Here is a 14,950-nt window from a genome sequence, read left to right as displayed (position 1 = left end):
CGCACCACCATGCCTCTCGTCACTCCCGCCGCCGACACCATGCCCCGTTCCGGCATCCGCCGCGTCATGGACGCCGCCTGGGCGCTCGGCAAACCCTTCATCGGCATGCACGTCGGCGAGCCCAGCTTCACCCCGCCCGACCATGTCATCCGCGCCGCCGAAGAGGCGTACGAACGCGGCGACACCCACTACGTGCCCAACGCCGGCGTGCCCGCGCTGCAGGCCGCACTCGCGCAGAAGATCCGCGAGCAGAACGGCATCGACGCCGACGCGACCCAGATCGTCGTCTCGGCCGGCGGTGCGCAGGCGCTGCACCTCGCCCTCTCGATGATCATCGCCTCGGGCGACGAGGTGCTCATCCCCGACCCCGGCTGGCCCAACTACGCCATGGCCGTCGGCCTGCTGCAGGCCACCCCGGTGCGCTACCCGCTGAAGCCCGAGCGCGGCTTCATCCCCGAGATCGCCGACCTCGAAGCCCTGGTCACCCCTGCGACCAAGGTGATCATCGTCAATTCGCCGTCCAACCCGCTCGGCACCGTCATCCCGGGCGAGGTCATCGAGGAGCTCGTCCGGTTCGCGGAGCGCCACGACATCTGGCTGCTCTCCGACGAGTGCTACGACGCGCTCACCTACGGAGTCGAGCACGTCTCCCCCGCCCGCTTCGACACCAAGGGCGTCGTCCTCTCGGCGTTCTCGTTCTCGAAGACGTACGCGATGACCGGCGTCCGCGTCGGCTACCTCGTCACCCCGAAGGGCGTCGCCCCCATCGCCGCGAAGCTGCAGGAGCCCATGGTCGCCTGCGTGAACGCCCCCGCTCAGGCGGCCGCCATCGCAGCCCTCACCGGCCCGCAGGACCAGGTCGCCTTCATGCGCGACACCTACGCCTCGAGGCGCGAGCTCGCCATGCGGAAGCTGACCGAGATCGGTGTGCCGTTCATCGAACCACGCGGAGCGTTCTACATCTGGATCGACGTGTCGGCCCTCACCGGAGGCGACGTCGAAGAGTGGGCCGTGCGCCTCCTCACCGAACACCAGGTCGCCATCGCCCCCGGCACCGCCTTCGGCGCCGGCGGCGAAGGGTGGGCCCGGCTGTCGTTGGCCGCCGACAGCGACGACATCGCTCGGGGAATCGAGCGGATCGGAGAAATGCGATGAACGCCCTCACCGCCCAGCTGCCCACCGTCCTGCAGGAGAGCCCGATCATCGCGATTATCCGCGGTGGGAAAGCCGACCGCGTGCTGCCGGTGTGCGAGACCCTCGTCGCGAACGGTGTGCGCTGCCTCGAAGTCACCACCAACACCCCCGGGTGGCAGAAGGCCGTCGCGACCCTGTCGACGCGCGACGACCTGCTCGTCGGTGTGGGCACCGTGCTGTCGGTCGAGCACGTCGAGCAGTCGGCGGCGGCCGGGGCGCAGTTCCTCGTCTCCCCCGACACCAACCTGCTCGTCGGCGAGGCCGGCATCGCCGCGGGCATGGGGTGGTACCCCGGCGCGCTCACCCCCACCGAGATCGTCACCGCCTACCGCGCGGGCGCAACCGCGGTGAAGGTGTTCCCCGCCAGCGCGATGGGCGGCCCCTCGTACCTCAAGAACGTGCTGGCACCGCTCGACTACATCCCGCTCGTCCCCACCGGCGGGGTCGACCTCGACACGATCCCCGCCTACCTCGCCGCCGGCGCGGTCGCGGTCGGGCTCGGGTCGCCGCTGCTCGGCGACGCGCTGAAGGGCGGGTCGCTCGACGACCTCGCCGCCCGCGCACGGACCGCGGTCGAAGCGGTGTCCTCCCGTGGCTGAGGTCTACACGCTCGGCGAGTCGATGGCGCGGATCTCCTCCACCATCACCGGACCCCTCCGTCACGCCCACGCGCTGGGGCTGGGTGTCGCCGGCGCGGAGTCGAACGTCGCGATCGGCCTCGCCCGCCTCGGTGTCGACTCCCGCTGGCTCGGCCGCGTCGGCGACGACGAGTTCGGTCGGCTGATCACCTCGGTGCTCCGCGGTGAGGGGGTGACGGCCGACGCGATCGTCGACGACGTCGCCAACACCGGACTGCTCTTCAAGGAGCGGCGCACCGTCGAGCACAGCAAGGTCCTCTACTACCGTCGCGCGAGCGCCGGCTCGCGCCTCACCCCCGAGGACGTCGACCGCGCCGCGATCGAGGCCGCGTCGGTGCTGCACGTGACGGGGATCACGCTCGCCCTGAGCGACACCGCCCGCGCCGCCGTGGATCACGCGATCGACATCGCGCGCGAGGTCGGCACCACGGTGTCGTTCGACGTCAACTATCGCAAGACTCTCTGGAAGGACGGCGAGGCGGGCGAGGTGCTGCGCGGCGTCGCCGCTCGCGCCGACATCCTCTTCGCCGGCGTCGCCGAGGCGCGTCTGCTGGTGGACAGCGCCGACGACGACCGTCTGGTCGACGCGCTCGCGGAGCTCGGGGCCGCGGAGGTCGTCGTGAAACGCGGCGCCGCCGGCGCGACCGCGATCATCGACGGCGCACGATACGAGGCGCCCGTGTTCCGGGTCACCGAGATCGATCCGGTCGGCGCGGGCGACGCGTTCACCGCCGGCTACCTCGCCGAGTTCGTGACCGGCGGGTCGCCCGAGCAACGGCTCACCACTGCGGCGCAGTGCGGCGCCTTCGCCGTCACCGTCGAAGGCGACTGGGAGGGTCTCCCCTCCCGCGAGGATCTGCATCTGCTCGACCAGGCGGGCGAGGTTCACCGCTGAGTCCCCGCTGATCTATAGGGTGTGATCGCGCCGCCGCACGGGCGTCGCGTCTAGCTCTGGGAGCGTTCATGGCATCGACCGCGCAGCTGCGGCTCAACATCCCCGTCGAGGACGCGCGGAACGCCGTTGCGTCCGTGCTCACCGAGCAGGGGTTCACGGTGCAATCGACTCCCTCCGGCACGCTCGACGTGTCCCGCGGCAGCCTGGGGACGACCGTCATCGCAGGCGCGTTCGCCGGGCAGGACATGCACGTCCGCTTCGACGTCCATGTCACTCCCACTGACGGTGGAGCGGTCGCCGAGTTCGAGCACTCCGCGGCCGGCGGCTTCCTCAAGGGCGGCGTGATCGGGGCGTCGAAGGCATCCGACGTGGTGCGCGAAGCAGCGCACCTCATCGGCACCCGGCTCGCCGAGCAGGGGCTGCTCGAAGGATCGGTCCCCGCCGCCGTTCCGGTCGGTGCGGAGCCCGCCTACGTCACCGGCGCGGCGCCGGCCCCGCAGCCCGCGTACAGCGGCGCCGGATCGGCGTCCATCCCTCCGCCGATCGACTACGCGAACCGCACCAACGTCGTCTCGATCGTGGCGCTGATCCTCGGCTTCCTCTTCCCCCTCGGCGGCATCATCGCCGGCGCGGTCGGGCTCGCGCAGGTGAAGCGCACCGGTGAGAAGGGACGCGGACTCGCGATCGGCGGCATCGTCGTCGGCTCGATCATGACGGTGCTCACGATCCTCGCCGTCATCGGGCTCGTCGCCCTCGCCGCGTTCACCTCGTCGCAGGCGAACGACCCGACCCGCGACTCGCTCGGCGCCCCTCCCTCGCAGGAGGACATCTTCGGCGGGGATTCCGACGACGCCCCCGAGTCGGTGGACGTGTTCACGCTGCAGATCGGCGACTGCCTCAACGAGGCGTCGGCCGACGTGGTCTCGAGCGTCGAGGCGGTCGACTGCGCCGCCCCGCACGACTACGAGGTCTTCACCGAGTTCCAGGTTCCGGGCGACGCCTTCCCGGGGATCGATGAGGTGGACCTCGCCGCGAGCGACGGATGCTACGCCGCGTTCCCCGCCTTCGTCGGGCTGTCGTACGAGGAGTCGACTCTCGACTACTCCTACTTCGCGCCCACCGAGGAGTCGTGGGCCGGCGGCGACCGTCTGGTGTCGTGCCTGATCATCGACCCGGCGGCGCAGACGGTCGGCACCCTCGCGGGAGCCGGCCGCTGACGAGGCAGCATCCGACGCCTGAGTGGGTCGCCGTCAGTCGGTGACCCACTCGAGTGCGGCGCCGTGCTCGTCGGGCCGGAAGGTCTTCACGTCGAACGGCACGAAGTGCTTCGCGATCGAGGTGAGACCACCGAGCCAAGACGCGTCGCTGACGATGGCGGCACGGTCGATCTTCTTCACGAACTCGGCGTTTCGGAGATCCTCGTAGATCGCCTTTGGCTCGACCTTGCCTGCGCTGCCGTATTCGAGCAGCAGTCGAACGCTGCCGCGCTCGGCGACGACGCCCTCGATGTGCCGTCGCAACGCGTCGACCTGGTCGGCTTCGAGGTCTCCGGCGAACGCGACGGTGACGAGATTGGTTCCTTCGGTGGTGGCATAGGTGAGCGACATGATTTCATCCAACCCGCACGACTTGCGAACCCCCTGACCCCGATCGCCCGCCCGGTTGCCGAGGAGGGCCGCCAGGCCCGTCACGATGCGCGACATCACGCACCCTGCCGCTCGTTGAGCGCAGCGATACGAGGGCACTTCAGACACACCCTCCGTATCGCTTCGCTCAACGAGCGGGCCACTCTGGTCGCTGAGGAGGGCCGCCAGGCCCGTCGCGATGCGACACAAGTCTCGGATGCGCCGGTGCGGGGAATCTGCAGCGTCACGTCATGTCGCGACGGCCGTGGCCGGCCTCCTCAATGACCCGAATCACCCGCCGCCACTGGTCGCTGAGGAGGGCCGCCAGGCCCGTCGCGATGCGACACGACTTCCAGGGTGCGCCAGTGCGGCGGTCCTGCAGCCCAAGTCATTTCGCGACGGCCGTGAACGGCCTCCTCAATGACCAGATGCACCCCTTCGTATCGCTTCGCTCAACGGGCGGGTACGCGGGCGGCCGCCTCAGTGGTGGGCTGTGCGGAGGCGGCGGACGTGGATCGCCAGGTACAGGCGTTCGTCGTCGTCGATGTCCCAGCCCAGGTCGCCGGCGAGCTGGTCGGCGACCTGCATCGCGACCCGGTACGCGTCGGGGTCGGCGGTGCGCAGCGCTTCGCCGAGCGCCGAGTCGACGCTCGCCGGGTGCAGCCCGCGCATCCGCCGCACAACCAGGTACCGCAGGTGGGTGACGAATCGGGCCGCGTCGACGGAGTCCTCCTCGATCGGCGCCCCGAGCTCCTCGCCGATGAGCGCCAGCGCGCGACTCATCGCCGTCGTCAGCTGCATCGTCTCCGCCATCTCGGTGACACCGAACTGCGCGTTCACGAGGTGCAGGGTCAACGACACCGCCTCACCCTCGGGCAGTGTCACGCCTCGCTTCTGCTCCACGAGGGCGAGCGCTGTTCGGGCGAACTCGAACTCGCGCGGGTAGAGCGTGTTCACCTCCCACCGCAGCGGGTAGTCGATCGCGATGCCCTCGCGGATGCGCCGCAGCGCGAAGCTGAGGTGGTCGGCGAGCGGCAGCACGGCGGTGTCGGGGACCGCGGTGCCGAGCGCCGCACGCGCTGCGACGACGATCTCCTGCGCCACCGCGATGTCCTCGAGCGGCACGTCTTCGAGATACGCGGCGACCCGCGCGCTCACGTCGGCGCCTCCGGGGACGAAGCGCTTCTCCACGAGCGCCTCATCGACCGGGTCACCGGATGCCCGCTGGAAGCCGACACCGCGGCCCAGCACCACCGTCTCGCGTCCCTCGTCGTCGGCGGCGAGCACCACCGAGTTGTTGAACACCTTCACGATCCTCATCGACCGCTGCCCCTCAACGACCTTCGGCGACGGACGCCCGCTCAGGCAGCGCGTTGCCGCGGATGAGCTCCTGGTACCAGAAGAAGCTGTCCTTCCGGTGCCGGGCGAGCTGCTTCAGGTCGAACTCGTCGCGGTCGACGTAGATGAAGCCGTAGCGCTTGCGGATGCCCTGGTGCGTCGAGATCAGGTCGATCGCCGACCACGGGCAGTACCCCATGACCTCGACCCCGTCGGTGATGGCGTACTGGATCTGTCGGATGTGCTGCTCGAGGTACTCGATGCGGTAGTCGTCGTGCACCCGCCCGTCGGCGGTGAGCTCGTCGAACGCGCCGAGCCCGTTCTCGGTGACGAGCAGCGGCAGGCGGTATCGGTCGTAGATCTCGCGGAACGTGGTGCGGAATCCGACCGGGTCGATCTCCCAGTTGAACTGGTTGCGCGGCAGGTTCGGGTTGTCGGCACCGCGGTAGACGCCCTCCTCGCCGAGCACGATGTGCTGATCCCCGTTGTCGCGGATGTCGGTGCCGTCGCCCTTCGGCGCGGCCACCGTGTGCGAGGTGTAGTAGTTGAAGGCGATGAAGTCGGGCTTCGCGGCCGCGAGCTTCTCGGCGTCGCCCTCTGCGAACTCGGGCTGCCAGCCCCGCTCCACGAGGAACGCCCACGCGGTCGGGTTGTAGACGCCCTTCACCGCGACGTCGAGGTAGAGCCAGTTGCGGATGGCGGTGAAGTCGGCCGCGGCGATCACGTCGAAGGGATGCGGTGTCGCCGGGTAGACGCACGCGATGTTCGGTGCGGGGCCGATCTTCGCCTCGGGCAGCAGCTCGTGGGCCAGCGCCATCACCTCGGCCTGGGCGACGAGCATGTGGTGGTTCTGCTGCCAGATGTCGCGGCGGTCGCCGGTGGTGCCGCTGCCGAGCATGGCGCCGAGCATGATCATCATGTTCTGCTCGTTGATGGTGAGCCAGTAGGGCGCGAGGTCGCCCAGCTCCTCGAACAGCACCCTCGCGTAGCGCACGAACGCGTCGGCGGTGGCGCGCGATGACCATCCGCCCTTCTCCTGCAGCGCCTGCGGCAGGTCGAAGTGGTAGAGCGTGACGACCGGGGTGATGCCGGCGTGGCGCAGTTCGGTGAGCAGTTCGCGATAGAAGCGGATACCGGCGGGGTTGACCTCGCCGTCGCCGTCGGGGATGACGCGACTCCACGACACCGAGAACCGGTACGCCTTGAGACCGAGCTCCGCGAAGAGCGCGACATCGTCTCGGAAGCGGTGGTAATGGTCGACACCGTCGCGGTAGTCGGTGGTGCCCTCGGGGAAGTCGGTGCGGGCGTCGATCACCGACGGTCCCTTGCCGTCGGCGTCCCAGCCCCCCTCGGTCTGATAGGCGGAGGTCGAGGCGCCCCAGAGGAAGCCGTCGGGGAACGGGGCGAGTTCGCGGTAGTCCATGAGCTCAGAGCCCCACGGTGAGCAGCGGCTCGCCGGCGTCGACCGATGCGGCGACCGTGGCGTCGACTCCGCCAAGGGCAGCGCTGTTGGTGACGACGACCACCACGGTGGTGTCGAAGCCGGCCGCGCGGACGGCGCCGAAATCGACGGTGGCGAGCACATCACCCGGTTCGACCTTCTGACCGGTGGTCACCGCACTCGTGAAGCCCGTGCCGCCCATCTCGACGGTGTCGATGCCGATGTGCACGAGCACCTCCACTCCCCCGCCGGAGATGCCGTAGGCGTGCGGCATCGCCGCGATCACCTCGCCGGCGATGGGTGCGATAACGGTGCCGTCGGTCGGGTGGATACCCGCGCCCTCCCCCATCGCCCCCGACGAGAAGACGGGGTCGCCGATCGCCTCACGGGCGACCACCGCGCCGGCGACAGGGGCGACGATCGTCCGGGTCGACTGGGCCGATCCCGCGTCGGTGATGATGTGGTCGGGTGCGTTGTCAGACATGGTTCTCCTTGCAGTGGTTCCGGGGGTGACGTGTGGCGCGGTGCTGCTCGACACGTCAGACGTTCATCGCGTAGGTGTGGCCCTCGAAGACGGCGTCCATGATGATGCGGGGGCGCACGCAGTCGCCGATCATCGCGATCTCGGGCGTGATGCCGAAGTAGGCCTGCGCCTCGCGCGTCAGCGGCCGCATGCCCGCCGACAGGATCACATGGTCGGCGGGGACGAGCCTGATCTCGCCGTCCTTGCCGCGGATGGCGACGTGCTCGGGCGTGATCTCCTCGCAGGTGCTCTCCCACACCATCTCGAGCGTGTCGGCGGCGACGAGCTTCTGCCGCAGACCTTCGCGGTAGAGCTTGTTGTTGCGCCGGGCGAAGGTGGTGCCGCGGTCGACGATCGTGACGTCCTTGCCGTGCAGCGACGCGAGCTCGAGCCCGATCTCAGCACCGACCGAGCCCGAGCCGAGCACGACGACACGGTCGCCGATCTCGCTTTCGCGTTCGATGGCCTGATTGCCGTCGAACACGTGCGGCAGGTCGACCCCGGGGATCCGCGGGATGACGGGCTTCGCACCGAGCGCGAGGACGAGGATGTCGGGGCCCATCGCGGCGACCGACTCGGGGGTCGCCTCGACGCCGAGCTGCACGTCGATGCGGCTCTTCGCGACCCGGCCGAGAAGATACTCGTGGTAGCTCTTGATGTCGCGCTTGTAGTGCTCGCGAGAGATGTAGCGCATCAGCCCGCCGAGTTCCTCGTTGCGGTCGATGAGCGTCACCTCGTGCCCCCGCTCGGACGCGGCGAGGGCCGCGGTGATACCGCCGGGTCCGCCACCGACGACCACCATGCGGCGCGGTCGGGGCGCGATGGTCAGCGTCTTCGGCACGAACGACTCGTTGGTGTAGCGCGGGTTCACCGAGCAGCCCACATTCCGGCGGTCGCTCGCGATGTGGTAGCACTGCAGGCACCGGATGCACGGGACGATCTCGTCCTCGCGTCCCTCCTGCGCCTTCCGCGGCCAGTTCGGGTCGGCGATCAGCGGGCGACCGAGGGCGACGAGGTCGACGGCGCCGCTCGCGAGCAGGCCCTCCGCCTCCTCCGGCGACATGATGGCGCCCACCACACCGACGGGGATGGACAGGGTGCGCTTCACTTCGGCGGCCCAGTGCGCGTTCGGCATGTGCTCTTCGAAGTTCGTGGTCGCCATATGCACGTTGCCCTCGATGCCGATGTCGAGGCCGGCCGAGATCTGCACCGTGTCGAGGTAGGGCTCGGCCATCTTCAGGAAGGCGACGACGTCCTCGAACGCGATCGAGTCCGCCACCCATTCGTGGGCGCTGATGCGCATGTCGACCGGGAAGTCCGGGCCGACCGCCTCACGCACAGCGGCGAGGATGCGCAGCGGGAAGCGCGCGCGGTTCTCGAGCGATCCGCCGTACTCGTCGGTGCGCTTGTTGTTGCGGGGCGACAGGAACTGGGCGGGCAGCCAGCCGTGCCCGAAGTGCAGGAACACCATGTCGAAGCCGACATCTTTGGCGTTGCGGACGCAGGTCTTGTAGAGCTCGAGGACGTGCTCCATGTCCGCTTCGGTCATGCCGCGGATCTCGAGTCCGTCGTCGCGCGTCTTCGACACGGGGCCGCGGACGAAGCCGTGGGCGCGGGCGAACTCGCCGGCATGGAAGATCTCGATGGAGGCGCGCGCCCCCGCCTGGTGGATCTTCAGCACCCGGCGACGGGTGTCCTCGACCTCGTACTTGAAGAACGCGTCGGGCTCGTCGGCACTCGAGTAGCTCGAGTGCCCGGGCTCGACGATGGCGTGTCCGGCGATCACGATGCCGGCGCCGCCGAGGGCCTTGTCCTCGAAGATCTCGCCCGTCGGCGTCGCGACGATCCGGTTCTTCGTCATCATCCCGTTGAGCAGCAACGGGCTGAACAGTGTGGGGAAACGCATGGAGCTCTTTCTGTCGAAAGGGGCGGCCCGCCGGTCGGGCCGGCCGCCCCTCGTCAGGTCGGTCAGGCGGGGACGGAAGCGGTCTGCTTCTCGCCCACCGTCTCGTCCGCCCCGGCGTTGCGACGCAGCGATCGGGCCATGCCCTTCTCGACGAAGAACGTGCCGATGAACGACACGAGGATCGTCACGCCGACAGCGATGAAGTACGGCACCGCGGTCGGCGACGACGCGAACGCCGGCAGGCCGAAGAGGCCGGTGAAGGCGAACGCCGTGATGTAGGTGCCGAAGATGCCGCAGACCAGACCACCGGCGAGACCACCGAGGGTCAACGTGATGAAGTAGCGCTTGTTGCGGACGATGACGCCGAACATGCCCGGCTCGGTGACACCCGACAGGGCGTTCACGAACGACGCCGACCCGGCGACCTGCTTGGTCGCCTTGTCGCGGTTGAAGAACATCACCGCGAGGGTCACGCCGAGCAGCGCGTAGTTGCCCATGCCGCCCGCCGCCAGCGAGTACTCCATGCCCTGGTCGGCGAGAATGCCGAGCTGGATGGGCAGCACGATCCAGTGCGCGCCGATCATGATGACGTAGATGAAGAAGCCGCCGAAGATGAGGCTCAGCACGATCGGGAACTGGACGAGCCAGTTGTAGCCCGACGCGATGCCGTTCGCGATGGTGAAGCCGACGGGGCCGAAGACGAGAAGCATCAGCGGCACCATGACCAGCACCGAGATGACCGGCACGAGGATCAGATGGGTGATCTTCGGCAGGGCCCGCTTCAGGCCCTTCTCGAGGTATCCGAACGCCCACATGCCGAGGATGATCGGGATGACCGTGTTCGCGAACGACTGCGCCGGGAACGGGATTCCCAGGAAGTCGGCCGTCTCGCCGCTCACGTTGATCGCCGCGAGACCCGGTTCGAGCAGCGCTGCGCCGATGACCGCGCCGACGTACGGGTTGGCCCCGAACTGCTTCGCCGCAGTGAAGGCGAGCAGGATCGGGAAGAAGTAGATCAGCGCCGTGGGGGCCGCGTTCAGGATGATGTAGGTGTCCGACTCGACCGACATCCAGCCGAAGCCGACGAAGAGTCCGAGCAGACCCTTGATGATTCCGATCGAGGCGAGCACCGGGATGTAGGGCGTGAAGATCGCCGAGATGGTGCCGAGGATGCGGTCGATGACCTTCGGCTTCTTCGCGTCCGGATCGGCCGGGGTGGCGCGGGCCTCGGTCGCGTCGCCGGCTCCATCGTCACCGGCGCCGCTGGTCGCGGCGACCTCGCCGCCGGCGTTGACGCCCGGGATCGCGGCCACGGCCTTGTGGGCGTCGGGCACGCCCATGCCGACCACGACGTGCAGTCCGCCGCTCGCCTCCATGACGGTGATCGCCTCGGGCAGCGCCTGAATGCGCGCCTTGTCGACCTTGCCGAGGTCGTTGAGCTGGAACCGCAGGCGGGTCGTGCAGTGGGTGACCTGCTTGATGTTGCCCGGCCCGCCGACGGCGTCGACCGTCTCTGCGGCGAAGCCGTCGTATTTCGTGTTCTGGACCACGTCGTCCTCCGTGATGAAAGACGCCGGGCGGTTGCCGCACGAGAAGATGTGAGACGAAGCCCGAGCGTCGACCGATGAATTGGTGATGACGCCGGGCCAAGAGTCTTGCCTCACGGGGAGTAACAACCTCATTGGCCGAGGTGTTGCCAGAACTATAACGCCGAGGGACCCCGCCTCCGCAAATTCGACGGGAGCGTGTCGGCAGGCAGGCCGGGCGGAGAAGACATGAGGGGCAGCCCACCCCTGGGCCGCCCCTCCTCCCGCGCACCACCCGACGGTGCGCGGGCGCCGGTCACGCGGACCGACGGGCTCGGATCCCGATCCAGGCGTAGCCTGCACCGAAGACGATGGTGGTGCCGATCATGATCGGAGCCAGCGAACCGGGGATCGCCGGCTGCGCGAGGAACGCGACCGTCGCGACGAAGAACGCGATGGCGACCGGAACAGGGACCACGCGATGACGGAGCCCGGCGATCGCGATCAGGACAGGTCCGCCGAGCACGGCGGGCATCGCGAGCAGTCCGGGGATCCACGCCCGCTCATCGATCTCTCCCAAGGTCTCCCACCCGACGACCGGGAGGATGTAGAGCTGCGAGTAGGCGGACAGGGCGATGAACAGCATCCCGAACCAGAGCAAGCCGGTCCCGATGAGACCGGTCGGCGAGTTGCGGAACATGCGCAGCAGCGCGCCGGCACTCGCCATCATGGTGAGAGCGCCGATGCCGAACAGGTACTTCGCCGCGATCTCGTGGGGAGCACTGTTCATGCCGGTCGAGCCGAGCAGGTTCAGTGCGTGGCTGATCGAGTAGAGGGCGCCGCCGATCGCGAAGACAGCGCCGGTGACGCGGGGACCGAATCGCCGGTCGCGCGTCGGTGCAGGGGCTTCCACTGCGGAGGTGTGCCGGGCGGCGGGGACGGCGACGGGGGCCGTGGTGGTCATGGTGTGCTCCTCAGTGTCGAGTCGTGATGCGGACGGGTCCGCCGGCACGGCTCTCGCACCGTGCGAGCACCACGGTAGGAGCGCGGCGCGGGTCGCGGAGTCGCAAGGACCGGCCTGCAATCCGGCTGTAACCGTGGACTGGCGGGCTCGCTGCGGCGCCGGTCAGAACGTGGTGACGAGCCGCATCAGCTCCATGAGCGACAGGTCCGCTCCGCGCTGCGTGGCGGCGGCCAGATCGTCTCGATCGAGCGCCGCGCTCGCCGCGGCCCGGTGCCGTTCCGTGTGCTCGGGATCGGACCCCAGCGCCGAATACCCGTGCCGCGCCCCGAGGACGTCGATCGCCGAATAGATGGTCACCGCGTCGTCGTCGCGGCCGAGGACGTGGCAGGCGGCGGCGATGACGTTGATCGCGGCGAGAGCGGACGACGCGTCTTCGGCCTCGAGCGACCGGATCGCGCCGCTTCGCAGGATCCCAACCGCCTCCTTGCCGCGCCGCACGTCGACGAGGGCCTTGCCGGTGACGTAGCAGGCGCTGCGCGCGCCCCACGCGTCGCCCGCTTCGACGGACACTCGGTACGCCTCGCTCGTGCTGGTCAGCGCCTGCGAGGGCCGGCCGAGCGCTCGGAGCACATCTCCTCGCACCATCAATTCGTCCACGCGAGCCCAGATGGGCAGTGAGTCACCCGCCGCCGCGATCTCGGCGGTGGCATGCGTGAGATAGGCGTCGGCCTGATCGGCCTCGCCGGCGACCGCGGCGACGTAGCCGCTCATCGTCGCCGCGAGCACCCGTTCGGCCGCGTCGTCGGACGCCGCCGCCGCGTCGCGCATGCGCGACATGTACCGGGCCACCTGTCGTTCGTCCGCACCGACGGCGGCCATGTAGGCGCATGCCCGCAGGACACGCGCCTCTCGGGCGGGGTCGCGCTCGCCGGGCATGGCGAGGACCCGCTCGGCGGTGTCGAGCCCGTCGACGCGGAGGCCGCGCTCGAACCAGTACCACGCGAGAACGGCGAGCAGTCGGACCGCTGTCGCCCGGTCGCCGGTCTCCACTGCGTGATCGACGGCGGCGTGCAGGTCGGCTCGATAGGCGCCGAGAAGGGTGCGTGCCCTCGCGTTCTCCGCGGTGCGCATCTGCTCTTCGATGCCCGAAATCCAGTCGGCGAACCAGGCCGCATGCCGGTCCCGCCACTGGTGGGCGTCCTGCCGCGTGTCGCGCTGCCGGACGTACCGACGCACCGAGTCGAGCAGGCGGAACCGGCGGGCGCCGGTGTCCGTGCCGAGAGGGGTGACGAGGGACTTCCGGGCCAGCGCCGCGGCTAGCTCGCGGGCGTCCGCGCCCTCAGCGGGTACGCAGATCCCCGCCACCGCGTCGAGGCCGAACGACCCCGCGAACCGGGCGAGCTGGGTGAGCATGTCGACCTCGGGCGGGCTCAGCAGGTCGAGGCTCCACCCCAGCGCGCTGTCGAGCGAGCCGTGTCGCCCCGCGTCCGTGCCGCCCCGCTGGACGGAGTCGGCGACCTCCGCGAGACTCAGCACGTCGAGTCGAGCCGCGGCGAGCTCCAGGGCGAGCGGAAGACCGTCGAGGTCGCGGCAGAGCGCCGAGATCTCGCGCATGCTGTGGTCGTCCCACTGCGACAGCCCCGAACTGTCGCGGGCGCGATCGAGGAAGAGCCGGACCGCGTCGGGCGCGGCGTCGCCGACGAACGGAGCGACGGGAACGACCCGCTCCCCCGGCATCCGCAACGCTTCTCGGCTCGTGACCATGACGGCGAGCCCCTCGCAGCGCCCGAGCAACCGGCTGGCGAGGGAGGCGACCGCTCCGAGGACGTGTTCGGCGTTGTCGAGGATGAGGAGGGTCCGTCTCCCGGTCAGTCGCGCGGCGACGGCGTCGAGGGTGTCGGACCCGGCGCGGACCACGTCGGCGACGACACCGAGCACATGGCCGGGGTCGACGATGACGGTGAGGTCGACGAGCCACTGCTGCTCGTCGACGTCCGCTCCCGCCCGGCGGGCGGCTTCTGCGGCCAGGCGGGTCTTGCCGACTCCCGCCGGCCCCACGAGGGTCACGAGTCTCGCCTCGGCGCGGGCCGTGGCGACCTGATCGAGCTCACCGGCACGACCGACGAAGCGGGTGAGAGGTACGGGGATTCCGGTCCGCTCGACGGTCGCATGGCGATCGTCGGTGCGTCCGAGCAGAACGGGATCCTGTCGCACGATCGATCGGCGCAGCTCGGCGAGCGGCCCGCGTGCGTGATCGCCTAGGTCGCCCATCACCGCGTCGATGACGTCGAGGGCGTCCCCGGCGCGGCCTGCTCCGGCGAGAGCGGCCGCGTAGCGACGCGTGAGTTCACTGTCGCCGGGGAGGTCGCGAAGCAGCCGTTCGAGGTCGAGCGAAGCGTCGACGTTCTCCCCCGTCTCGAGCCGCGCATCGGCGATCTCGAGCATCGCTTCACGTCGGAGGCGCAGGAACTCGGGCCGACTCGCCTCGGCGAACGGCGCGTCGAGGCCGGCGAAGGGCTGCCCGCGCCACAGCGACTCGGCTTCGATGAGCCCCTCGATCCGCCCCTCGCCGCGGGTCTCGAGAAGCTGCCGCCACCGGGCGACGTCAACATCGGCGGAGTCCACCTCGAGCGCGTAGCCGTTCCGCCCGCCACTGAGAACGGCGCTCCACCCCTCGGCACGGAGACGCGACAGGTGGGCGCGAAGGCTCGACACCACGCCCGAGGGCGCCTCGCGCCAGACGTCGTCGATCAGCTCCTGCGGCGTCACCCGTTCCCCGGGCCTGAAAGCGAGGCGCGACACGATCGCGCGCGGGATCTCGCCGCGGATCGGGAGCGGCCGACCGTCGACGGTTGCCGCGAACGAGCCGAACAGGGTCAGCCGATACGACATCGAACCGG

The 14,950-nt window shown here is 69.8% G+C and carries 12 protein-coding genes; 4 read left to right on the top strand and 8 right to left on the bottom strand.

All coding sequences use genetic code 11. The features are described 5' to 3' along the window. The first annotated feature begins 9 nt into the window (after positions 1-9). The 4 genes from NGH83_RS06855 (at position 10) to NGH83_RS06840 (ending at position 3,944) form a co-directional block, all read left to right on the top strand. A complete protein-coding gene (locus tag NGH83_RS06855) occupies positions 10-1,155 on the top strand; it encodes a pyridoxal phosphate-dependent aminotransferase (protein ID WP_251858315.1) in 1,146 nt (381 codons plus the stop codon). Continuing rightward, the gene (locus tag NGH83_RS06850) at positions 1,152-1,793 is read left to right on the top strand and encodes a bifunctional 4-hydroxy-2-oxoglutarate aldolase/2-dehydro-3-deoxy-phosphogluconate aldolase (protein WP_251858314.1); all 642 of its coding nucleotides are present in this window, start codon (positions 1,152-1,154) and stop codon (positions 1,791-1,793) included. Before NGH83_RS06855 ends, NGH83_RS06850 begins: the two co-directional genes overlap by 4 nt. Next, positions 1,786-2,727 (top strand): sugar kinase, encoded by a 942-nt coding sequence (locus NGH83_RS06845; RefSeq protein ID WP_251858313.1) that lies wholly within the window; start codon positions 1,786-1,788, stop codon positions 2,725-2,727. The genes NGH83_RS06850 and NGH83_RS06845 overlap by 8 nt, the downstream gene beginning before the upstream one ends. A 68-nt stretch (positions 2,728-2,795) precedes the next feature. Then, on the top strand, positions 2,796-3,944 hold the full coding sequence (locus NGH83_RS06840; RefSeq protein WP_251858312.1) for a DUF4190 domain-containing protein: 1,149 nt from the start codon (positions 2,796-2,798) through the stop codon (positions 3,942-3,944). Positions 3,945-3,977: 33 nt separating this feature from the next. Here NGH83_RS06840 and NGH83_RS06835 read toward each other — a convergent pair whose 3' ends face one another. The 8 genes from NGH83_RS06835 to NGH83_RS06800 form a co-directional block, all read right to left on the bottom strand. Then, positions 3,978-4,334: an STAS/SEC14 domain-containing protein gene (locus tag NGH83_RS06835; protein ID WP_251858311.1), complete on the bottom strand. Its 357-nt coding sequence runs from the start codon at positions 4,332-4,334 to the stop codon at positions 3,978-3,980. 498 nt (positions 4,335-4,832) lie between these two features. Next, a complete protein-coding gene (locus NGH83_RS06830; RefSeq protein ID WP_251858310.1) occupies positions 4,833-5,672 on the bottom strand; it encodes a PRD domain-containing protein in 840 nt (279 codons plus the stop codon). 13 nt (positions 5,673-5,685) lie between these two features. After that, positions 5,686-7,113 carry a glycoside hydrolase family 1 protein gene (locus NGH83_RS06825; RefSeq protein ID WP_251858309.1) on the bottom strand — a complete coding sequence of 476 codons (1,428 nt, stop codon included), beginning with the start codon at positions 7,111-7,113 and terminating at the stop codon, positions 5,686-5,688. A gap of 4 nt (positions 7,114-7,117) precedes the next feature. Continuing rightward, positions 7,118-7,615: a PTS glucose transporter subunit IIA gene (locus tag NGH83_RS06820; RefSeq protein ID WP_251858308.1), complete on the bottom strand. Its 498-nt coding sequence runs from the start codon at positions 7,613-7,615 to the stop codon at positions 7,118-7,120. Positions 7,616-7,670: 55 nt separating this feature from the next. Then, complete coding sequence (locus tag NGH83_RS06815) at positions 7,671-9,560, bottom strand: FAD-dependent oxidoreductase (protein ID WP_251858307.1); 1,890 nt, start codon at positions 9,558-9,560, stop codon at positions 7,671-7,673. 62 nt (positions 9,561-9,622) lie between these two features. Next, on the bottom strand, positions 9,623-11,110 hold the full coding sequence (locus tag NGH83_RS06810) for a PTS transporter subunit EIIC (protein WP_251858306.1): 1,488 nt from the start codon (positions 11,108-11,110) through the stop codon (positions 9,623-9,625). Between the two features lie 292 nt (positions 11,111-11,402). Then, complete coding sequence (locus NGH83_RS06805; protein ID WP_251858305.1) at positions 11,403-12,050, bottom strand: hypothetical protein; 648 nt, start codon at positions 12,048-12,050, stop codon at positions 11,403-11,405. Positions 12,051-12,212: 162 nt separating this feature from the next. Beyond that, on the bottom strand, positions 12,213-14,942 hold the full coding sequence (locus NGH83_RS06800) for a BTAD domain-containing putative transcriptional regulator (protein ID WP_251858304.1): 2,730 nt from the start codon (positions 14,940-14,942) through the stop codon (positions 12,213-12,215). Between the last annotated feature and the right edge of the window lie 8 nt (positions 14,943-14,950).

Origin of the sequence: Herbiconiux sp. L3-i23 (genome assembly GCF_023734115.1) — a bacterium.
GTDB lineage: Bacteria > Actinomycetota > Actinomycetes > Actinomycetales > Microbacteriaceae > Naasia.
Note: the sequence above shows the minus strand (reverse complement) of the source record. Positions and strands in the feature narration are given on the sequence as shown.